The sequence below is a fragment of the Falsihalocynthiibacter sp. CO-5D18 genome (assembly GCF_041205445.1).
Taxonomy (GTDB): domain Bacteria; phylum Pseudomonadota; class Alphaproteobacteria; order Rhodobacterales; family Rhodobacteraceae; genus Falsihalocynthiibacter; species Falsihalocynthiibacter arcticus.
Map to the genome: position 1 here is coordinate 1 of NZ_JBGFCF010000022.1, position 22,796 is coordinate 22,796.

Sequence of the window (22,796 nt, forward strand, 5' to 3'; positions counted from 1 at the left end):
GGCGTAGGATCGCAAGAATTTGGGGTTCACTATATCTCGTCATCTTCATCAAAAATCTCCTCAGATATCTTGCCGAGAAAATTCTACTTTTGAACACCACTAATTTTAGGGGGGATTACCGTTACTCCTGGGCCTCCGCAGACAAGCGGCGGCTCATCTCCTCCTCCACCATCTCCTCACTTGGAGAACAAACTCACCCTAAACGCCGGACATTTCACGGTAGAAGGTCACCCAGTTAACTAAGCTTTGAGCATTAACAAGCTTTCGGGAGGGAAAACCATGTGATTATTGCCGCCTATGCTCGGTCTGGGGCGTTTACCCATTTAGGCTGCGATACACGCCGAATAGGCCATGCCACCTACTGAGCGAGTGCATTCACCCTTGCGAAGTATGAAGAGCGCTCGCGGGATTAAAACCCACGCCTTACTTGAGAGGGCATGGGTTTCAAAAATATAGTTCGGTCTCCTATGTTCGCAACCGAATGCGGATTGGCGAGTCAAGATCCGCACCGCATAGGTCAGCAGATAAAATCGAGAGCGTAGGCTCTACGTTTCCACTAATCAGTTGCCCTGTTTCTGTTCGTCAAACTCAACTTCAACTTTGTATAGATATCGCGCGCTGGCTGCCACATCGAGTTTGACGTCAAACGTGAGATAGTGCTGACCACCGTGCTGCATCGTCCAGGAGGTTTCGCCCTCGTTTCCCACATGAACTACATAGTGTTTTTCGAAATTATCGGCGGTCACAATGGCGCTATCGTTTGGCACAACGCTATGATTTTGCTGCACATTCAGCGAGTTGCCCTGAGCATCGTATTGGTAATGATATTCAGCGATCGAACGACCAACATTTGTGGTGGCAATGACCCGCAGGATGCCCCACCGCGTTGCTTGGTCTACATTCCCACCATTAAAAGCGCGGTATTTGACCGGAATTGTGTAATAGCGAGAACCCGTTACGCCAGAGGCCCCGTAGTTTTTGACCGCACAATTTAACAAAAGCTTATCTTTAATTCCGCACATTGGATTTGTGGCTGCATCAACAGTATCAACGGCCTCCTTGATTGTTGCCTTGCCGCCGGACGTGTAATCCGTAAACCCTGAGGTATCGAAATCAATGCCGGCGAGATCCGTCAATTCGAAAGTATTCGCAGTCGCGGAGGCAACTTGATAGTTAACTCGGTTCACTTCCGTCATACCGACCACGCCATTGATCCAAACGACATCGCCGTTTGAGTATCCGTGGGCCGCGGACGTAACTACGGCTGGGGTCGCCTTTGTGATCTCCGTGATCGAATGAATCGGTGCTTGGAGGGCGGCCTTTCCGTTCGAAGTATAGGAGTTGAAACCTGAACTATTGGTGCTGTCCAGTGAGTAGGTTTTGCTTGTCAGGACAGTGACGGTGTAAGTGTTGCCGTTCAGCTCGGTCATACCAGAGGCGTCACTGACTTTCACTTGATCGCCAGTTGCAAGCAAGTGATCCTCTTTTGTTGTAACAACGGCGGGGTTCGCCAGTGTCACACCCGTGATATCCGCGATGCGTGTTTTGGTGCGATATCCGGTTGTCACGTCAACAGTCGCTCGCTTGCCTTGCATAATCGCACGATCAAACATACTCGATTTCGCGGGGCTAAAAAGTTCCGGCTCAAGGCTTCGAATGCGCGTTAAATCATCGATCTGAACAACAGTGTGATCCGCAATGTAATGCCATTGTGTTAGAGAATAGACATCACTTTCTTTGACGATGAGGCGGCCTTCTTTGCCTCCGCCCAAACCACTGTACGGCGCACGAAGTCGCTCAATACGGCGGTTGAACGTCGCGGCCATTTCCAAGTATTCAGCCTTCAAAAGTGGGGCGCTTGTGTTGGTAGTTCCTGCACCGTTTTTAGAATGAACAGCGCAATCGATCACCGTTTCCCCAAGGCCCCGAAGATCAACTCCAGAGAGGCCAGATTGCGTGACACTATCGTTAATATTGCGCCACGTCGGACGAATGCAGGGATGGCACTGAATGATCCCATCCGTTGAAATGCCCGTGATGTTCTCATAAAGAATATCTTGTGACCAAGTATTTGCGTCCATGTGCCTGATTTCTTTGGCAACGCAATTCTTCACAGTGATGAAGCGCGAACCTTCTGTGATTTGAGGTGCGTAACGTAGCTTTTCAAAGTGGTAATTATTATAGGTCAAGCGGTCACAGGTCACGGTGTAAAACCCATCGCTCCACCCAGATGACCAACCTGAAACTTGTCCGTATACTTTCCCGTTTTGCACGGTACTGTCGCACAGATACCTAAACGATAGGCTTGTCGTACTAACGCACTCAATGTTGATCTGATCCATATGAAACTGTGCGGGCGCGTAGGATGTAACAGTTGTCGACTCTGCCACAGTAAACCAGAAATCCAGCGCTTGATCGAGGAGAATGGTTGTCCCGTCGATCGCCGAAATTCTGCGGACACATTGCTTATGATATCCCCACCCAGTCTCAACCGCCGTATCGGTGTCGATGTGAATGAGGTCGCCCACCTCCATGTTGCTCACGCTCGTGAGGGTAATATAGCGGTCAAACTGAGCGGCATCTGCTGCAAGGGTTGTGTCTGTGATCTGAGGGGCTTGGATACGCAGTGCCGAGTCCATGAAGAGGGTTGTATTTCCGTCGGAGAACCACCGATGAACAACCCCACGGTTGAGATCTATGTTATTAGCACTGCTCCCAAGGTGAATAATCCCATCGGGAAACTTCAGCGGTATATTCGCCGCTAGCGCAGCAGTTACCGCAGCGTTAAACTCCGTCCCAACATCAGTGCCGTCGGTAAGAACCCCAAAGTCTCGCGCATCAATGTACGTAAGCTTCTGGCGAGAATGGTATTTGAAAACAAGCGCGGCGCTTTCGACACGATACCGGGATACCTTCCCACCAAAGCTTTCATCGGCCATGACCTCAACAATATCGTTTTCCGAAAGACCACCTAGGGCCGCATTCGCCTCTGCCTTGGTGTCATAAAAATTAACATCTCCGGACGCTTCGGCTGCAGCCAATGCTTGAGTTGCGGACACCTCTGCCTGGAGTGCGTGTCCCGCAGAATTGGTCGCCTCGACCGCGGCCAGTGCCGCGCTAGCGGCAGCTTCCGCCGCGCTCAGTACTGCCTCATCCGAAGAGACTGACGCCGCCGATGAGGCAACTGCAGCGCTGTTCGCGGCGTCGTCAGCAGCTAAAGTGGCAACTGAGGCCGCCGATTCAGCCGCGGAAACTGAGGACGCAAGTTGCACGATATACTCGTCGACTCCCGCATCTTCTGGTGGTTCAACCGCCAGAAGATCGTCAAGATCGTATTCGCCAGCGCTCGGGACAATGATACTGCCGAGGTCGAAGCGTTGTGATGGAAGCGGGCTGCCTACAAACACGGCTACGTCGTATCGCGTCCCGCGCACACCTGCCGCATTTGGCCATAATTCAGTTAAAAACGTCCCGTCGTTATTGAAGCGTACCGCCAAAGAGTTTGGTAATACTGTTCCATCATCGGTATCGAACCCGCTCAGTGTAAATTCGATATACGAACCAGCGTCGGGTACGGTGTCGTTTGGAAGCGACACGATGCCGCTGATTGTTGCTGTAGTTAATGGCATGATGCTGCTCTCTTTTATCGGGTTTTGTCACGGTTCATGGGGTGGCGTGTCCGAAGAGTTATTCGCCCGTTCCAGAGTCGGTAAAGGAACGGTGCTTCAAACTGATCTGGTGCCAGTGAAGTAATGTCGACGGGTAGGCGCAGAGGCAGATTTACCTTTCGCACCTAAATCCAAAGCAATAGATCCCAGAGGTATTGCGGTTTCTATGATGTTAAGTCTTCGTTTGCTTCAGCTTCCAAAATATGGAAATAAAACTAAAGATTGCCTTCGACAGCGACCTGATCAGAAATGAAATTTTAACTAAGATCATCGGGCGATAGCATCAGTATTCGCCTTAGGAATTGGGTTTGATCTGGTTCTAAACGGCAGTTGGAGCATCCATTGCCAAAAAAAGGTCGGATATGACGTTTTTTGTGTTCGCACACCTGCGGTTATCCGAATGAGTGTGTTTGCTTTTCAACAGCCGCGAGACAGCGTCAACTAATTGAAAAGTGTTCGCGCAACCCATCGTTTAACTCTGCAGGGCCGGTCAATGCGTATCTAAGAAACGAATAGGCGTATTTTTATCAATGACTGCGGCCGTAAGTCGACCAGTATAGTACGCCCCAGTATCAATCGAAATGCGCCCATTTTTTGCGTGGGCATCTTCGACCACGGTGTGGCCATGGGCTACCCAGTAGCCATCCGAGCGTGGCGTTTTGAAAAACTCTGGGTGCCCCCAAAGATAGGTTGATGGTTTTTGCAACGAGAGGGGAAGCGCGGGATCAACCGCCGCATGGACACAAACCAAATTACCGTTCCGAAAAAGCAGAGGCAATTCACGCAACCATTGTTCAACTTCGTAGCTCAAAGCCGCTTTGAGGTTACTTGCGGCCTCCTCAAGTGCTCTTGGGCCAGCCCCTTCGGCCACTCCGCCGACACCAAAACTCGCAAGAGTTTGCAGCCCACCATTTTTAAGCCATCGGCTACCGGTTCCAATTGGATTGTCTAAAAATTCAATTAACATTTTCTCATGGTTGCCCATAAGGCATGTCACGCGTTCGGATTTGTCCAATTCATACAACCATCGTAAAACTTCCGCGGAATGATCCCCGCGATCCACATAGTCTCCCAAAAAAATGAGATCATGGGGGCTTTCCAAGTCGACTTTTCGAAGTAACTTCTGAAGTAAGTCAAACCTGCCATGAATGTCGCCCACTATTACGCAAGACCTATCCACAACCATCGCGGATGTGAATGCAATATCTTCGGATTTTTTTCGATTGCCAGTAAAGCGTTTTAAAAATGTTAGCATAATGAAAAACTAAAGAAGTGGATCAGATAACCAACAGTAATCGAAATCCGCACTATGCGCCAGTTCCGCAATTTGTTTAAGCACCTGCGCGTAACGCCACGCACCGAATGGTCTCAAAAAAAAGTGCAGTGTCTTGCCTAATGCTTGCGTTTTTCAAGTACTCTAAATCCACAGCCGTCTTCGCATAAGTGCCCGCGGTGCCTTCGATATAGCCTAAGCGTACCTGGGCGAGTCCCGAAATTCCTGGGCGCACAGAATACCGAGAGCGGTAGTTGGGCACAGTCATACAAAACTCTTGAGCATGCTCATAATAATCCGGCCGCGGTCCGATCAAGCTCATATCGCCAATTAGGACATTTATCAGCTGAGGTAACTCATCGATTCTGCTTTTCCTTAGAAACCTACCGGCAATTGTAATACGATCGTGCTCAATTGGGTCTTCTAACCCCCGCTCCAGCTTGGAAATCGGCCGCATGCTCCTAAATTTATATGCAATAAAGGGATTACAGTTCTTGCCCATTCTTTTTTGCTTGTAAATCAATGGGCCCGGGTTCCAAAATGGATTAAGAACGATCAAACAAACTGCGCTGATGAGCAATGCAGGCAAGAGCAAGATGCTTAAAATGATATCAAACACATGTTTTGCCACCCAAAAGATACGGGTTCCACCAATAAAAGCCGGGATTTGTTTAGACGTAGCTACAGGTGAGAACGCTGGATCAGAATCAATAAATCTAAAACTATTCATTTTTCTCGCGCACCACTACTTACAGTTTAAAAAATTAACGAATTCTTAAGTAAGACGTAAATCAAAAAAACGAATAAAATGGAAGTCTGTTTTCATTGAAAACAATCAGATTCCTAAAAAAAAAAATACAAGAAATCGACGCATTCAATCTATGGTTGTGCGGAGCGGGACGGGACAGCAGAAAACTGTGAAAACGAATGGAATTTTGGCTGGTCGCTGAGGGTGATTTTAACCACCAGGTGGCGATCCGGTGAGGGTTTCAGTTGCCTTCGAACCAACGCTATGTGAAAACGTGACGAAACAATTATTGTACTACATATTGGTGGACATGGCAGATTAGAAAACTAATCAATCATTTGTAGGCCTCGTTGCAATATTCATTAATCTTGGAAGCTAATGCCTTGACCGATAAAAAAATGGTGACTTCGTCCCGCATGACATCCAGCACAACAGACGACGAAATCGATCTAGGGCATTTATTCCGTACCTTTTGGCGCGGAAAATGGTGGATTGCTCTGACAACGATTATTGCTTTCACATACGGTGGATATCAAGCCTATGTCGCGGCAACTCCAGTTTACACCGCGCAATCCTATGTGGTGCTAGAAACCCGAGTCGAGCAAAGGGCCAGCCTGCAAGGCGTTGTCTCTGGATTGGGGGGCGATTATTTGGGCATGCTCACTGAGATTGAAGTTTTGCAATCTCGGGAGTTGATAAGAAAACTGGTGGTGCGCCTTGACCTGCTCCAAGATTCTGAGTTCAACAGGCAAATGCCCTCTAAAGCGGCCACTCCTTCAGACCCGGTTAAATTTAGTGTATGGTCGATAATACCCAATGCTAGAAATGCTTTAAAGGTGTTAATTTTTGGCGAAACACCCCCAAGAATAGAGCCTACGCCAGACGAGATCCTAGATTCAACCGTTTCCAACGTGTTGGCCAAAATATCGGTAGCAATGGTCGAGGCGACCTATGTCTATGAAATCACGGCCACAACAACGGATCCCAAAAAATCCGCACTCATCGCGAATACACTCGCTGACGTTTACATTCTCAACCAGCTAGACGTTAAGTTTGAGGCCACTGAGCAAGCGACAGCTTGGTTGTCTGGACGTGTCTCTGAGCTCCAAATTGCGCTTGAGAATGCAGAAGCTGCGGTAAAAACATTCAGTGTTGGGACTACTCTTGTGAGTCCCGCCGCTCTGGAGGGCCTAAACCGACAAGTAAAAGATCTCCGAGAACGACTAAGTGGCGCGGTGACTGCCAGCAAGCTTGCAACGGCGCGGTATTCCGCGCTTGAAGCAGCATTCGAGACAGGCGATCGCGCGCATATGGTGGAAGTTGCAGGAGAGAGTTCTTTAAAACGCACTTTTGATCTCGTCGAAAAGGGTTCGATCAAAACTGAAGTTTTCGACACACAGTTCGAGCGAGAGATTGCGCGTGGAAAAATAGACGTGACGCGATCTTCCACCCAAGAGGCCGCACTTCGCAAATCTATGGACGAGTTGGAGAAGGAAATTGGGCAACAGTCTCAAGACCTTGTGAAATTGCAGCAACTGCAACGCGAAGCAGAGGCCAGCAGGCTTATCTACGAATATTTTCTCGGTCGTCTAAAAGAAACCGCAGTTCAGCAGGGAATTCAACAAGCAGACAGCAGGGTGCTGTCGCTTGCTGTTGTTCCAAAAGCCCCCTCGGCGCCTCGAAAATCGCGGATTATGGCGATGTACGGAATTGTCGGCTTTCTTTTTGGAGTGGCTTTGATTTTTCTGAGGGAATTCCGCCATAACAATTTCCGTTCTGCGGAAGAACTCGAAGCATCCACCGGATATACCGTGATGGGTCAGATTCCGATCATTCCGGGTCGTAAGCGCAAGGTGGTTTTGGAATATTTGGTTTCAAAGCCAGCGTCCGCCGCTGCCGAAGCCGTACGAAATTTGCGCACCTCCGTCCTTCTGTCGAATGTTGATAAACCGCCTCAAATCATCCTTTCAACTTCGTCCATACCTGGGGAGGGGAAAACCACGCAATCAATTGCTTTGGCTCAAAACTTCTCAGGTCTGGGCAAGAAAGTCCTTTTGATTGAAGGGGATATGCGGCGTCGGGTCTTCAACCAATACTTCGATATTCGCGAGGAACGCGGCATTCTTTCGGTCATTTCCGGAGTGTTCAAGCTCTCGGATGTGGTTACCCATCACGACCAACTTGGCGCGGACATTCTTGTCGGAGAAAAAGCTGCGACAAACGCCGCAGACATCTTTGCTTCAGAAAGCTTTGCAAGAGTTCTCGCAGAAGCCCGTGAGATTTACGACATTATTGTTATCGATACGCCGCCGGTTTTGGTTGTGCCTGATGCACGTGTCATCGCTCAGTCTGCGGATGCCATTCTATATTCCGTCAAATGGGACTCTACTTCGAAATCCCAAGTCATCGAAGGCTTGCGTCTTTTTGAATCCGTAAATGCGCCTGTGACTGGGCTGGTCCTCAGTCAGATCAATCCTCAGGGAATGAAACGTTACGGATATGGCGGCCAATATGGTGCATATGCAAAATACGGCAAAAATTACTATAGCAATTAGTGATCTGAAACCCTGATTTCGAACAGGTATATGAGTTGCAATGGGGCTCTCTTTTTCAGAGAGCCCCATTGCAACTTGATAGCATAGAGCACAAAATCATATTGCCTAATTTGGGCCATCGGGCCTAGTTGACAACCCCAGCAACAGACGATGCCACTAGATTGGGTGATAGCTGCGTCAACACGCGATTCCAAGACGTTACGGGCTGTGCCGCGATGAAAATAACGTCGTTTGGACGCAATTCAAGGCGGGTTGCCAAAAGGAAGTTGGCGGCATTGCGTGCATCAAGATGCCACGCTGTTACTCCAGAGAATTCGGCGGGATTCAGAGATCCGCGGAGGATATATATTTGGGTGGGATCACCAGTTCGAGCGTCAAAACCACCTTCACTGTAAAGAGCATCAGCAAGAGTTGATTTGCGTTCAAAGGCCAGTGGAAAGCGGGCCTGTTTCTTAACTTCACCCGTTATGTAGGCGTAGTCCCGGTCAACAGCGTCAAAGGACAGCCTGCTTTGGAAATTTTCGCGACGCTCGCCAAGGTCAGCACGGCGAAGTCCAACTTCTGCATTGAGTTCGGCAAGGGCTTGATTGCGAGACGATTGACGATACTGCGCCAACTGAATTTGTTCGGAAAAATAGGCCTGCGCTTTATCGAGTTCAAAGTCAGAATCTACAAATAGGCTGTCGCCGTCAAGAAGCTGGATGTTTTGCAAATCGCGTCGCGAGTAAAGTTCTTTGACAGGGATTTGGTAGAGCGTGCCATCACGGAACAAGCGAATGGCGGCAAAGTCCAAATCGGTGAGGGAAACACCGCCGGCAGCGGAAAGGGCGTCATTCAGTTTCAGGCGGGATAGGCTGATCGGCACGACGGTTGGGTTGTTGACGGCCCCGCCGATTGAAACCTTTTGCGAATTGAAGCCCGCGATCTCAAGGCTAAATCCGGGGTTAATTTGAGCTTCGACGAGCTTGTTGAAGATTTCGTTCTCGGCTTCTTCAAGGGTAAGTCCCGCGAGTTGCACCCGCCCGACGTCAGGGATCGAAATCGCACCATCGTCTTGTACCTTATATCCTTGCCGACTGTTTTGTGCGGCCAGCAACCCCGAGAGCTCTTCAATGGAGGACCCCGCTTGGGGTGTCGCGAGCAATAACTCGTCTTCGATACCTATTTTGTATGGCTCGTGGGGAACATTTGGTGGAATGCGTGTTTCCAAAGATACTGGGCGTTCCTGTTGTTGAAACACAGGCTCTGGAACCGCGCCACCCCCGCGTAATCCACTACCGCCACCTGCCGTTTGAAAAAATTCAGACGGTAGCGACTTGGGCGAATAAGAAGACCGATTTGCAACCAAAACAGTTTCTGGAGTGATCGGGATAAGGCGCACTTTTGCACCACTTGCTGCCTGTCCTTCGGAAACCGACGGAGCATAATAAACTGCACCACAGGCGCTAAGCCCGATTAATGCGACCAAATATAGTGCCTTCATCGGCCCACCTGCCTAAATAATTCTTTGAATACTGATAAGGCACTTTGCAGGAATTCCCCAGATCAATCCCCCCAAAGCGCAAAAAAAAGCGGACCTGTTGCAGGACCGCTTTTGTTCGCCAAAAGGCAAAATAGCTTATAACTTATTAGGTACCGCTGGTTGAGCTACCGGAACTCACAAGAAGCAACAACGCAGCTGCCACACCACCCGCAATAAGAAGCGCAGCTTTATCGTCATCGTCTTCTTTGTTCACTTCATCAAAGGCGGGGACAGAATCTTGAGCATATACTGGAGCGACAGTGCTCAGGCTCAATGCAGCGATTGCCGCCAAAGTTAAAAATTTCTGCATTAGGGTCTCTCCAAATACTTTTACGATAATCGTACACAAATGTTTAGGGGAATTAATCATATAGTAACCAGTTTTGCAAGCTTCATTGCACTCAAACCGATCCACTATCGCTGCGCTCGTTCAAACGTAAAAACCCCGACATGAGTGCTAATCCATTGTTCGGTCTTCCAAATGAATCCATCGCTCGGATCGACCCAATAAAGGTTTTCAATGGTCGTATCAGAATTAGTGCAAATTTCACTTACGCGAGACAGGGAACGTTTTTTTCCAAAAACAACAGTGTTTTCAATATCTTCCTGCGCTATGATGCAAACAAAGCTTCGGATGATAATTGTATTTACGCCGCTCAGATATCTGTGGACACGCGTGGCGGGCTGTGAACTTTTGGTCTTAATGCGGGCAATACTCTCTTCTACATCAGCATCCATAAGGTCGCCGCCAAGTCCTCGCGTTGCCGTTAACACACCGTCCTTAAACGTAAATCCAAGCTTTCCCGGCGCGTGCCATTGCTCGTAATCTCCATTTTTACTCACGGGGATCAGCAGCGTGCGATTCTCGCCGGTCGTTGCCAAAATGAGTGGTTCGTCGATGTTGGACTTTTCGACGATTGCTATTGCAGCCTTTTCAGTGGCCTCAGCCTCGCTTTTTTCGCTCGGAAGGGTCGCTTTTGCACCCTCCCATAAACCCTTATAGAAGTCCTTTTGCCCGTCATTTCCGCACCCTTGAAGCAAGGACAAAAAGACCAATGCCATTACGGTTTTTGGAAGAATTCTCATCTCCAGAACCTCGCCCATTGCGAACTCAGATACGGTTCACTTTGGTTGGAAACCAAACCAAACAACCTGTTGCTCAAATTCAAGCGTGCGCCCCCATCACGGGAAATTGGCTGAATTACGATTTCCTGACTAGTTTTATTGGGCCTACCAAGAGCCCAGAACAGGGGGATTTCAAGGGTAATGCCCTTGTCAAACGACCCTTCGCCAAAGTCCTCAGAAGATACGTCCGTAAGGGTTGCATATGCGCCAATTTTCCAACCGTTGTTGAATTCTCGAGCAACCGACAACGTCCCCCCCACATCCCCCGCCAAATAGCGACCGACATCAACCTGTCCGTAAAAACCGTTCGCAAAAGTGTAATAGGCGGAGGCATGCCCTGTTGCCACGGAATAATCAAGCATTCCGAATAGTTGGTCATAGTTGCGTTGATACGTGTAGTTCATTTCAAGGCCCATTGCGAGGCGGCTGTCGGTGGGTTTCCACAAGATTTCGCCAGATACGCCCGCAAACATTTCTTCTAATAATCCGGCTGAAACCCGAGTATACAAGCTTGGCCCTGGGCGACGAAAGTATTCAGCCGTCAAATATGTGATCCCTGGATCGCCGTACTTATCATAAAGGCCATAGTCAGACCGGACGTGGGGTAAAGTTGAGTCTGATGGGCGATCGGCATCGTCAAGGTTTCCGACCACTCTTTTGCGAAGGGCGCCTGAAAGTAGAACCCCTGGACTTGGCTCATACGTTCCGCTGAGCTCGGCACCAATTTCCATACGGAAAGGGGCCGACGGATCAAAAAGACCTATATCCATATAGGGACCTAGTCCCCAAGTTAAATTTGGATAGGCATCTTCAATATCCCGTATCCCGTCATTATTAAGTAACGCAGCATCCTGAATATTGGCACGCACGTAGCTTTTCCACGATGCGTCGGGTACGTTCTCCAAGTTTTCCATATCGGTGCGGTTTAGGGTCACGGCAGTTGTTGCCATGCCATTGACCACGGGCACCAACGTCAGCGTTTCTACGGAGTTGGGCAACCCGCGCGTAGCCGCACGGGCCGCGCGACCGATGGCCTGAGCCTCTGTCCAATATGTGTTATTTCGATAGTGGATAACGATACTGGTTTTCGTGTATTTGAACCCCTCTAACTCTAAGCCTTCCGTGCCCAAAGCTCTTTTCATATTCGCCTCAAGGGCGTTTGGGGTCTCGGGGTTGCTGATCCAGCCAGTAGTCCATGCTTTTGGGTTGGTCGCGCGAGAAGGGCGCACAAGGACAGGCGTTGGCGCGTTATCATAGCCGCTGGGGGCGGGTGGGTTTTTAGGGTTAACAGCGTAGTTGAATTGTAATGCGAATGTGGACCCATAGGCATAATAGGCTGCAAGATGGGCGTTTTCTGTCACTTTATAGTCGAGGCCAAAATTGAAGGGCGACTTGTGTTCAATTCCGCTGCGTTCGCCGTAAAAGCCAGTATAGGCATCGGAGGAGTATTCTGCTTTCAACGATAATTTTTCGTTAGCGCGCCACTCGACTCCGCCAAAAAAGGCAGCGTTTCCTTTGAACCATTGCCCCGAATTGAATTCGCCGCCTTGTTCGTCGTAACCACTTGGTCGTGTTTTGAAGCTATCTCCAAAAATTGCCAATGGGTTCGTAAATCCGTTGTAGGTTCCCATTCTACCCCAGCCAATTCCACCTGTGACGCGCACAGTTGGAAGGACGTTTTTCGTGGCGACAAAATATTCGCTTCCGTATTGGCCTGTGCCAAGGATGTCTCTAAACCCAACGGAAATCGCGGGTCGATACTTGCCTTCATCGACAAAACGGTACTGAAGATCAAAGCTACGGTCGAAGTTTATTCCGATGTTGTCGCCGTCACTGAAGCCGTCATCTTTTGTGACGGTGTACCTAAAACTTCCCGAAAATCGCGGCGTTATTTGGAAAGTAAGCGTGTTGCGCTGCTGGTGCCCGATCTTGGAAAATGCGAAAGCAAGTTCGCCATCGGCGGCACTCTGCGCCGACGGCATATCAATGAGTCCAGTAGTGCCATAAAGGTTATATGTCGGCGCAACACCGTCTTGAGCGTTCGCTTGAAACGCTAAAGCTGTGACACAACTCGTGATTAGGCCCCGTTTCAACACTTTTATTTGCTCGCTTTTTTGACTTGTGTGCCGTTAAGGCTTTCATAGGTCAAAACGGTCAAAGGAGCATATCAAAACGGGTAAATTCGAAACTTGGCTCAATTATGGTGCTGCCGAGTCACATTGATTTAACAAGTTATGACCGCGCGTAAACGTCTTCATAGCGGATAATATCGTCCTCGCCCAAATACGTGCCTGTTTGAACTTCAATCAGAACCATCGGAACTTTGCCGGGGTTTTCCATGCGGTGCACGGCGCCAAGGGGAATATAAACCGACTGGTTTTCGCTGATAAGTTTGACATCCTCATTCACGGTGACCTTGGCCGTTCCTTCAACAACAATCCAATGTTCGGAACGATGATGATGGCTTTGCAGCGAGAGCGCCGCACCCGGATGGACGACAATACGTTTGACTTGGAAGCGGTCGCCAATGACCAAGCTTTCAAACCAGCCCCAAGGCCGATGATCCTTGGGAAAGGCCGTTGCTTGACGGGCCTTCTTAGACTTTAGCGCGGCGACGGCCAGCTTTACATCCTGTGCGCGGCGTGAGTCTGCGATCAAAACAGCGTCGGGCATCGCAATCGCGATAATATTGCGCAGGCCGATGCCCACAACTTCTAGGCCGTCGTCCTCAGAGCGTAGGAGCGTGTCGTCGCAATCCAATGCAATCGCGGGACCTGAGGTGGCAACACCGCGTTCATCGCGTACGGATTCGCGCAACACGGCGTCCCAGCCCCCTAGGTCTGACCAACCTTTGGCAAAGGGAACGACCGACAAATTTGGCGCGCGTTCCATTACGGCGTAATCGATTGAAATATCCTCAACACGAGCCCAAGCCTCGGGATCAAGGCGCAGAAACCCGAGGTCGGGCTTCCCTAAATCAACCGCCGCTTGGACGGGTGTTATGAGTGCGGGAGCGTGCGCTTTAAACGCCTCCAAAATTGCGCGAACGGAAAATAGAAAAATCCCCGCGTTCCAGAGGAAATTCCCAGCGTCGACCATCTCGTCCGCCTGAGCTTGATCGGGTTTTTCGACAAAACGTGTCAAAGGCATCGTCGTGAGTTCAACGTTCCCCGGTTTCTCGCGCAATTCAAGATAGCCATATCCTGTTTCGCCATGCGTGGGTTTGATCCCAAACGTAACCAACTGGCCATTTTCTGCCGCTGCGAGACCCGCTTGAACCGCTTCCCGAAACGCATCGGTGTCGGGAACAACATGGTCCGATGGCGCCACAAGCATCAACCCATTCGGGTCGGATTTTTCGAGCCACATGGCAGCGGCCAAAACGGCAGGTGCGGTGTTTTTTCCTTCCGGTTCAATTAGAATAGCGCCCGGATCCATCCCCATTTCGGCCAGTTGCTCGGTTACAATGAACCGAAAATCCGAGTTGGTGAGGATGAGGGGCGCGGTAAAATCTGTACCCGATAAGCGTTCAGCAGACGCTTGAAAAAGCGTTTTGTCACCCAGCAATGGGACAAATTGCTTGGGGTAACTCTTGCGTGACAGAGGCCAAAGACGTGTTCCAGAACCACCACAAAGTAGGACAGGTGTAATCATGATGTTTGGCCTTTTCATAATTTATTTTGCGCGCAAATCACTATCGCGCTGCTTCAAAAACCATTGGTATGTGTCTTGAACCCCGAGGTCCAACGGAATTTTGTAAGACCAACCTAGGCGCTGCAATCGACTGACGTCCATCAGTTTACGGGGCGCGCCATCCGGTTTTGTCGTGTCAAACCGCAACGCACCTTCGAAACCCACAACCTTTGCAATCGTTTCTGCGAGCTCTTTGATAGTGACGTCGGTTCCAGACCCCACGTTGATGTGGCTGAGCATTTCTTGGGTTTCGCGCTTGTAAACTTCCTCATTCAAATCCATCACGAAAAGCGAGGCTTCGGCCATATCATCCACGTGCAAAAACTCGCGCATTGGTGTTCCTGTACCCCAAATAACAACTTCGTCTGCACCGTCCTGTGCCGCGACATGCAAGCGACGCATAAGGGCCGGAACCACGTGCGAATTTTCTGGGTGGAAATTATCTCCGGGGCCATAAAGATTGGTCGGCATGACAGAGCGATAATCGACGCCATGCTGCCGATTATAGCTTTCACACAGCTTAATGCCTGCGATTTTTGCAATGGCATAGGGCTCGTTGGTTGGCTCCAGTGTTCCCGTGAGGAGGGCGTCTTCGCGCATCGGTTGCGGGGCCAGCTTTGGGTAAATACAACTCGATCCCAACTGAAGAAGTTTGGTAACGCCCGCTTCAAAGGCCTGATGAATGACGTTGCATTCGATCATGAGGTTTTCATAAATAAAGGGGGCAGGGTAGGTGTTATTGGCAATAATACCTCCCACCTTTGCGGCCGCCAAAATCACTTGATCAGGCCGTTCCTGCATCATGAAGTCCCGTACCGCACTTTGATTGGTCAGATCCAAATCGGCGCTGGTGCGGGTCACAAGCGTCAAATCGGCGCCTGCCTGCTTGCGAGCTTCCAACTGGCGCAGAATTGCACCGCCCACCATGCCGCGATGTCCAGCGAGATAAATCTTCATGGCTTAACTTTCGGTCGCAATGGGAAGGTCCATGCCATGTTGCTTCAAGAGCGAATGACGCCGTGCGGTTTTGTAATCTTCCGCCACCATTTCGGCGCACATTTCCTGCACTGTAATCTCGGGTACCCAGCCAAGGTCCTTCTTGGCTTTTGACGGATCGCCTAAAAGGCTTTCGACTTCAGCGGGGCGGAAATAGCGTGGATCAATCCGCATTATGACATCTCCAACGTTAAGCGCCGCCGCCTTGTCGCCGTCAATTTTCTCCACAATCGCAACTTCCGCCAGCCCTTCGCCCTCAAAGCGCAAGGTGATCCCCAATTCGGCAGCAGACCACGTGATGAACTGTCGAACAGAATGTTGGACGCCCGTCGCGATAACGTAATCTTCGGGCTTATCCTGCTGCAGCATCATCCACTGCATCCGCACATAATCTTTGGCGTGTCCCCAATCGCGCAACGCATCAATGTTACCCATATAGAGGCATGCCTCTTGCCCTAAAGCGATATTCGCTAGGCCACGGGTGATCTTACGGGTCACAAATGTCTCGCCGCGACGGGGACTCTCGTGATTGAACAGAATGCCGTTGCACGCATATATGCCATAGGCCTCGCGGTAATTCACGGTGATCCAATAGGCATACATTTTCGCGACCGCATAAGGAGAGCGGGGGTGGAAAGGCGTCTTTTCGGTTTGCGGGGTTTCTTGAACCAGCCCATAAAGCTCCGACGTCGACGCTTGATAAAACCGCGCTTTGTTTTCTAATTTGAGGAAGCGGATGGCTTCTAGCAAACGCAATGCGCCCAAGGCATCCACATCCGCCGTATACTCGGGGGCCTCAAAACTCACGGCAACATGCGATTGTGCACCAAGATTATAAACCTCGTCCGGCTTTACATCCTGCAGTATCCGCGTCAGGTTTGAGCTGTCCGAAAGATCCCCGTAATGGAGCTTGAATCTCGCGTGGCTTTGATGTGGATCTTCATAAATATGGTCGAGGCGCTGTGTATTAAAGGAAGACGCACGTCGCTTGATGCCGTGTACTTCATAGCCTTTTTCCAAAAGTAATTCAGCCAAGTAAGAGCCGTCTTGGCCGGTAACGCCAGTGATCAAAGCGCGTTTCGTCATGTTTTAATGCCTCAAAATACAGTGCCATTCAGTTGTTGATTTTCGTACCAGAATTTTCAACTTTCTGACACCCCCGCGTTCTGCCGTGTGAAAGATACTTGGGTCCAAGATGAAATGCATGCAAGCAGTATGATCTCAGTGGAGGCGCAGGTGTAAAAAACACTCGGGAGACGAAAGCCAAATTGCGTCAAAAGAGTTGCCGAATTTTGCGCGTATTTTTCCGTATCAGAGTTCCAAGTCCCCCAACGCCATTACGCTTTATCGCGCGATAATCTTCTCTACTTTTTTGAACGACACGCCCAAGCGATTTGTTGCTTTCACCCCCTAGGCGCATTTTCACGAATACTTCTGGAACGTAGGAGAGGTTTATTTGGCCTTTTACGAGGTAGCGTAGCATTGCGTCGTAATCGGCCGCTATTTGAAAACTCGTATCATACAGCCCCCATTTATCGAAAACCTCACGACGTAAATAGAGGGTCGGGTGTGGCGGCATCCAGCCCGTGCGTAATTTGGATGGATGATACTCACCGGAAACCCAATTTCGAATTATTTTGCTGGGGTCGGATTTTGATACATAGTGTAAGTCGCCATAAACCCCGTCAATTTCAGGGTCCTCAAATGCGCCGGCCACGGATGACAGAACGTTGTTGTGGGCAAAAACGTCGTCCGAATGCATGAGCCCGATGACGTCCCCAGTACTGCGCGCGATGCCCCGATTGATGGCATCGTATATTCCCGTATCTGGGCCGCTTTCTAGACGGGTTCGACTGTCTGAAATGGCGTCAATTATCTCTAATGTGCCATCCATAGAGCCGCCGTCTTGGATCACGTGCTCGTAGTTTTCAAATGACTGGTCCTGAACGCTTTGAACCGCCTGTTCAATTGAAAGTCGCCGATTGTAGACGGCTGTAACCACGGAAATTTTCATGCTCTAAGTCTATTTTCTTTTTGTACGGCCACGTCGCAATGGCCTGTTTTGCCAAGTTTTCTGAGGTGATGGCGCAAGCAAATAAAACTGCGGTTAGTGGCCTTACCAACAAGGTGTTTTCGGATAAGTTTTGGGCTCGTCTAAGAATCCTCTGAGCGGTCTGTGGCGGGAGCAGGTGCGCGAGTGGCGGCACTGATTTCGCCGTACAATTCGTCTGACAACTCATAGGTGATTGCGTCAAGGGAGGGGGCCAGTTGTTCGACAGAACGGGCGCTGATGATCGGATGGGTGATGGCGGGATTGCGTGCAACCCAAGCAACGGCAAGAGTCGCCGCAGAGACGTCTATTTTACCCGCGATTTCGGAGAGTTTGCGTGCTGTCTCGTGCATCCAGTCATTATTATATCGCGCGTTATACGTTTTGTTTTCGGCAAGTCGTCCACCCAATCCATTGGAATATTTACCCGTGAGCAATCCACCACCAAGGGGCGAGTATGGGGCAACATTAAAGCCTTCGCTGGACGCCATGGGCAGGATTTCTACTTCGACCTGTCGTTTCACTAGGTTGTACATCGGCTCAAGTATATCGATGCGAACCCCGTGTTTTTCAGCGATATTGGCCGCTTTCATTGTTTGCCACGCAGAAAAATTCGAAACCCCCAGATAGCGAAACAAGCCTTGCTCCTGAAGCTCAGCAAGCGTTGAAAATGTTTCCTCTAGAGAGGTGCTATCGTCCCATTTGTGTAGATATAAAACATCGATCACATCCGTCTTTAAACGTTTGCGGCTTTCGTCCAGCTGGGTGCGGATGTAAGTAGAGGCGGCCCCTGCTACAGGAGCGCATTTGGTGGCAACAACAAGGTTGTCGCGTTCCTTGGCTGTAAATTCACCTAAATATGTCTCGGACAAACCGTCCGTATAACCATAGGCCGTATCAAAGAAATTCAAGCCAGCGTCCCGACTTGCTTCAAATAATTTCTGACTCTCTTTCTTGTCCGCTTTGCCGCCGAATTGCATTGTTCCAAAGGAGTATTTCGATGCGGGTGTGCCATTGGCAGATGTAAGGATAAGCGGTTTCATTGTAACTCTCCGGAATTCTAAATCGTTTTCTTTAATGGGCACATGCAATTGGTTTGGAAAAACTATCCCAATGGGCCCAGCAAGTATAGCTTGCTGGGCCGTTATTTAGCATGGGTTCTGAAAAAAAACGGGGTCAACTAAGTGATTGGCAGAAGAAGGTTAATTGCGAAGCGAGCTATACTTTGTAGCTAGGCAATAAATGAAAAGCGTCCTTGAGCGCGTCACCCCAGCCAGTTGAAATAGCCTGATACACCAAATCCTCACTATCGATCCGCTTTTGGCGGCTGCCATCAAAAGAACCCGTTTCGTAAATCTGAAGGTCCAGCGGCAATCCCACGGATAGGTTGGATTGGATGGTGGAATCAAAGGAAACCAAAAGGAGTTTTACGCAATCCTCGAAGCTCATTTTGGGATCAAAAGCGCGCACCAGAATGGGTTTACCGTATTTGGTTTCGCCAATCTGAAAAAACGGCGTGTCGTCTGTTATTTCGATAAAATTACCTGCGGGGTAGATCATAAAGATTGTGGGTTGGCCGTCGCCGATTTGGCCGCCGAGAATAATCGATGCACCAAATTGGTCGTCTGAGGTTTGGCCCGCCGGAGAACTATCTGCAATGACCTCTTTCAAGGTGGCGCCCACAAGCCGCGCGACCTGAAACATCGTTTCTTGCCGCAGGATGCTCGGGTCACGGTCCTCAACGGTTTTTGAACGTTCTTCAAGCAAGCTAATCAAGGATTGAGTCGTCGCAAGATTGCCCGCAGTCATGATGGTAATGCAGCGCTCACCCGGGACGTTCCACGTAAACATCTTTTTGCTAACAGCAAAATTGTCCAAGCCCGCGCTGGTACGGGTGTCCGACATGAACACGAGACCTTTTTCCAGCCGCATACCAACGCAATATGTCATCTTTTCCACCTTAGGAGAGTTTAAGCACTCTCTCTATTGCTGGACTTGTAAAGATACAATCAATGTTTCATCGGCGGCACCCTGCCGTAACCCTTCAACGGGCGCGGCGTCGCGCGCGTCGCGGCCGGTGGCAATACGCACATAGCGTTCATCAGGTGATATCCCGTTCGAAATATCAAAACCAACCCAGCCTAATCCATCGACATGGGCTTCCGCCCAAGCATGGGTGGCGTCTTGGTCAACAATGTCGTTCATCATCAAATAGCCACTGACGTAGCGAGCGGGAATGCCCGCGACCCGAGCGGCCGCAATGAAAATTTGCGCGTGATCTTGGCACACACCGCGCCCGCCTGTTAGCGCGGCTTCTGCTGTAGTATTTGTTTGTGTGACGCCAAATTGATAGGGGACAGCCGCCAAAATTGCGTGCGAAAGTTCGTGCAAGCCATTGAGCTGTGAAGCATTATTGCTGACAACCTGCGACATGGCGCGAATGGCTTCCCCAGGGGTGGTTTGGGGTGTGGGTTGCTTGAAATGCCACAAGGGCGCACGGCCATAAACCATGCCCAAAACGCCGTTTTCGGGCTTGGTCAGGACAGTGCCCTCGGCGCGAATAGATAGCGTCTGAGCCCCCGGTTCGATACTGAACAAATCGACGTGGTTCTGGTAATGATCCAAATACTGCGTCTCGTGCTTGCCACCCGTAACGGTGATGTCCCAATTTAGGATTTCTTGCAGGCTTGAATCGAGCGGCCGCAAACGCACTTTTTGGAGCGCGTAGACCACGGGTGTGCTGTATGCATATTCCGTTTTATGGGCGATTTTAATTTTCATTTATCCACTGAACCGGTAATCGATTTCGATTTGCTGGGCGAGTATAGATGTATCTTTGATTACATTCCCGACAAAAACGTGCAGCCCTTCGTCGAAAATGGAGGAAATGTCGCGTTTTGTTGTTTTTGCAAGCAAGGCATCCGCCAAATCGTGGGCCACGCAGCGACTGTTATACTCATCGTCAAGGTCGGTGAGGTTTTCAACGAGTTCACCCGCACAGAACGCGAGCGAACGTGGCATTCGGGGATCTAGGATCAAAAAGCTGGCAATCGCAGGGGCCGTAAAATCATCGTCTATTGCCCAGCGAAAAGACCGGTGCGCCGACACAGAGCGTAAAATCGTTTCCCATTGCACATTGTCCATTCGACTACCGACAAAGGAAGGCGAGGGCAGCAAGGAATAGTATTTCACGTCAATGAGCCGCGCTGTCGCGTCGATACGCTCAATTGCTGTACCTAAGCGGCAAAAATTATAGATATCATTGCGTAACATGGTCCCATAAAGCGCGCCGCGCACCAGCCCAGATTGCTGTCGGATAGTGGCCAAAACGCCGGACAATTGGGTGACGGGGATTGGGTCTTTTAAGAGCTTGGCAAGTAGCATCCATGTATCGTTGACTGCGAACCAAACCTCAGATGTTAATGCCGTACGTGTTAGGCGGGCATTGTCCCTTGCGGATTTGATTGCCGACAAGACGGAACTGGAATTCGTTGCCTCGCGCAGTAAAAAATCGGTAACGCGCGCGCTGTCATAGCCATCATGGAGCGCTTCATAGGCCGCTTGATTTGCTGAGCTGACAATGATGGATTTCCACTCGGACTCCGCATCATTTGAACGTGTAAGGGCAATTCGGAATCCAGCTTCGATGAGGCGCGCTGTATTCTCCGCGCGCTCCAAATAGCGGAACATCCAATAGAGACCACCTGCGGTTTTTCCTAACATCTAGTCTTCCAATACCCATGTGTCTTTGGTGCCGCCGCCTTGTGAAGAATTCACAACCAAGGAGCCTTCTTGAAGGGCCACGCGGGTTAAACCGCCGGCCGTGATGCTCACACCTTTTGGGGACATCAAGGCAAAGGGCCGCAAATCAACGTGGCGCGGTGCGAGGCCTGAATCGGTGAAGATGGGCACAGTCGAGAGCGCCAAAGTTGGCTGGGCGATATAATTGGCGGGACGCGCTTTTAGCTTCTCTGCGAAATCAGCCAGTTCTTGTTTGCTCGCGGCGGGGCCGACCAGCATTCCGTACCCCCCAGAGCCATGAACCTCTTTGACGACCAAATCGGCAAGGTTCTCCAGAACATATTTTAAGGTATCGGGCTCTGAGCATCGGTGGGTTAGTACGTTTTTCAAAATCGCGCGCTCACCAGTATAGAACTCAATAATATCAGGCATGTAGCTGTATGTCGCCTTGTCATCCGCCACCCCCGTTCCGGGGGCGTTTGCGATTGTAATATTTCCCGCGCGGTAGATATCCATGATGCCGGGAACCCCGAGCATGGAATTCGGATTGAAGGTCAGCGGATCGAGATATTCGTCATCCACACGGCGATAGATCACATCGATCACTTTATAGCCACGCGTCGTGCGCATGGCGATATGCCCGTCGACAACCCGCAAATCATGGCCCTCAACCAGTTCAACGCCCATTTGGTCCGCAAGGAAACTATGCTCGTAATAGGCTGAGTTATGCATTCCGGGTGTGAGGACCACAACACAAGGCCTGCCTGAACAGGAGGCGGGTGCGGAGGCTTCGAGCGCGCGGCGCAGGTTCTTGGGATAGTCGCTGACCTGCTGAACTTTGATCGTGCTGAAAAGCTCTGGGAACATTTGCAACATCGTCTCGCGGTTCTCCAGCATATAGCTGACCCCGGACGGTGTGCGCGCATTATCTTCAAGAACAAAGAAATCATCCTCGCCCGTGCGCACGATATCGGTCCCCGTGATATGAGTATAAACATTCCCTGGTGGGCTAAAATCAATCATCTGCGGCAAGAACGCATCGTTTTGGGCGATCAATTCGGTCGGGATGATCCCCGCGCGCAGAATTTCCTGCCGATTATAGATGTCATGCAGGAAGGCATTGATCGCAAAGACGCGTTGTTCAATGCCTTTTGAAAGTTTGGACCATTCTTTATTGTCCAAAATTCGCGGGACCAAATCAAACGGGATCAAGCGTTCTTCTGCGTCGGATTGACCGTAAACATTGAAGGTGATCCCCGCACGGCGAAAGAATGCTTCCGCCTCTTGAGATTTTGTCATCAGGCCATCTGCGTCTTGGTCTTTGAACCATTTATCATATGTGCTGTACGGGCTACGCGCAGTGGCGTTCGAATGCATTTCGTTGAAGCAGGGGCTTTTAGATGTCATTCCTAAACGTTAGCGCCG

General features: G+C 50.1%; 17 protein-coding genes. 1 reads left to right on the forward strand and 16 read right to left on the reverse strand.

Annotation, left to right across the window (positions count from 1 at the left end; all coding sequences use genetic code 11):
* Positions 1-560 precede the first annotated feature (560 nt).
* The 3 genes from AB9F27_RS20135 to AB9F27_RS20145 form a co-directional block, all read right to left on the reverse strand.
* Positions 561-3,629 carry a ubiquitin-activating E1 FCCH domain-containing protein gene (locus AB9F27_RS20135; RefSeq protein ID WP_335586430.1) on the reverse strand — a complete coding sequence of 1,023 codons (3,069 nt, stop codon included), beginning with the start codon at positions 3,627-3,629 and terminating at the stop codon, positions 561-563.
* Between the two features lie 529 nt (positions 3,630-4,158).
* A complete protein-coding gene (locus AB9F27_RS20140) occupies positions 4,159-4,923 on the reverse strand; it encodes a metallophosphoesterase family protein (protein ID WP_335586431.1) in 765 nt (254 codons plus the stop codon).
* 76 nt (positions 4,924-4,999) lie between these two features.
* Complete coding sequence (locus AB9F27_RS20145) at positions 5,000-5,671, reverse strand: sugar transferase (RefSeq protein ID WP_335586432.1); 672 nt, start codon at positions 5,669-5,671, stop codon at positions 5,000-5,002.
* A 401-nt stretch (positions 5,672-6,072) separates the two neighbouring features.
* Between AB9F27_RS20145 and AB9F27_RS20150 the strand changes: the two genes are divergently transcribed.
* Entirely contained in the window at positions 6,073-8,244 is a 2,172-nt protein-coding gene (locus tag AB9F27_RS20150; protein ID WP_335586433.1) for a polysaccharide biosynthesis tyrosine autokinase, read from the forward strand.
* A gap of 124 nt (positions 8,245-8,368) precedes the next feature.
* Here the strand turns inward: AB9F27_RS20150 and AB9F27_RS20155 are convergent, their stop codons facing one another.
* From AB9F27_RS20155 to AB9F27_RS20215, 13 genes are all read right to left on the reverse strand, one after another.
* Positions 8,369-9,727: a polysaccharide biosynthesis/export family protein gene (locus AB9F27_RS20155; protein WP_335586434.1), complete on the reverse strand. Its 1,359-nt coding sequence runs from the start codon at positions 9,725-9,727 to the stop codon at positions 8,369-8,371.
* A gap of 145 nt (positions 9,728-9,872) precedes the next feature.
* The gene (locus AB9F27_RS20160; RefSeq protein ID WP_335586435.1) at positions 9,873-10,076 is read right to left on the reverse strand and encodes a hypothetical protein; all 204 of its coding nucleotides are present in this window, start codon (positions 10,074-10,076) and stop codon (positions 9,873-9,875) included.
* A 104-nt stretch (positions 10,077-10,180) separates the two neighbouring features.
* Complete coding sequence (locus AB9F27_RS20165) at positions 10,181-10,870, reverse strand: YjbF family lipoprotein (RefSeq protein WP_335586436.1); 690 nt, start codon at positions 10,868-10,870, stop codon at positions 10,181-10,183.
* Positions 10,849-12,987: a YjbH domain-containing protein gene (locus AB9F27_RS20170; protein ID WP_369758056.1), complete on the reverse strand. Its 2,139-nt coding sequence runs from the start codon at positions 12,985-12,987 to the stop codon at positions 10,849-10,851. The genes AB9F27_RS20165 and AB9F27_RS20170 overlap by 22 nt, the downstream gene beginning before the upstream one ends.
* Positions 12,988-13,123: 136 nt before the next feature.
* Positions 13,124-14,545 carry a mannose-1-phosphate guanylyltransferase/mannose-6-phosphate isomerase gene (locus AB9F27_RS20175; RefSeq protein WP_335586438.1) on the reverse strand — a complete coding sequence of 474 codons (1,422 nt, stop codon included), beginning with the start codon at positions 14,543-14,545 and terminating at the stop codon, positions 13,124-13,126.
* Between the two features lie 21 nt (positions 14,546-14,566).
* Positions 14,567-15,541: a GDP-L-fucose synthase gene (locus tag AB9F27_RS20180; RefSeq protein WP_335586439.1), complete on the reverse strand. Its 975-nt coding sequence runs from the start codon at positions 15,539-15,541 to the stop codon at positions 14,567-14,569.
* A 3-nt stretch (positions 15,542-15,544) separates the two neighbouring features.
* Positions 15,545-16,666: a GDP-mannose 4,6-dehydratase gene (gene gmd, locus AB9F27_RS20185; RefSeq protein WP_335586440.1), complete on the reverse strand. Its 1,122-nt coding sequence runs from the start codon at positions 16,664-16,666 to the stop codon at positions 15,545-15,547.
* A gap of 187 nt (positions 16,667-16,853) precedes the next feature.
* A complete protein-coding gene (locus AB9F27_RS20190; protein ID WP_335586441.1) occupies positions 16,854-17,594 on the reverse strand; it encodes a glycosyltransferase family 2 protein in 741 nt (246 codons plus the stop codon).
* Positions 17,595-17,734: 140 nt separating this feature from the next.
* Positions 17,735-18,673 carry an aldo/keto reductase gene (locus tag AB9F27_RS20195; RefSeq protein WP_369756774.1) on the reverse strand — a complete coding sequence of 313 codons (939 nt, stop codon included), beginning with the start codon at positions 18,671-18,673 and terminating at the stop codon, positions 17,735-17,737.
* A 175-nt stretch (positions 18,674-18,848) separates the two neighbouring features.
* Positions 18,849-19,580 carry a peptidase gene (locus tag AB9F27_RS20200; protein WP_335586443.1) on the reverse strand — a complete coding sequence of 244 codons (732 nt, stop codon included), beginning with the start codon at positions 19,578-19,580 and terminating at the stop codon, positions 18,849-18,851.
* Positions 19,581-19,613: 33 nt separating this feature from the next.
* Complete coding sequence (locus AB9F27_RS20205; RefSeq protein ID WP_335586444.1) at positions 19,614-20,411, reverse strand: transglutaminase family protein; 798 nt, start codon at positions 20,409-20,411, stop codon at positions 19,614-19,616.
* Positions 20,412-21,353, reverse strand: a complete 942-nt coding sequence (locus AB9F27_RS20210) for an alpha-E domain-containing protein (protein ID WP_335586445.1) — start codon at positions 21,351-21,353, stop codon at positions 20,412-20,414.
* A complete protein-coding gene (locus AB9F27_RS20215; RefSeq protein ID WP_335586446.1) occupies positions 21,354-22,778 on the reverse strand; it encodes a circularly permuted type 2 ATP-grasp protein in 1,425 nt (474 codons plus the stop codon).
* Between the last annotated feature and the right edge of the window lie 18 nt (positions 22,779-22,796).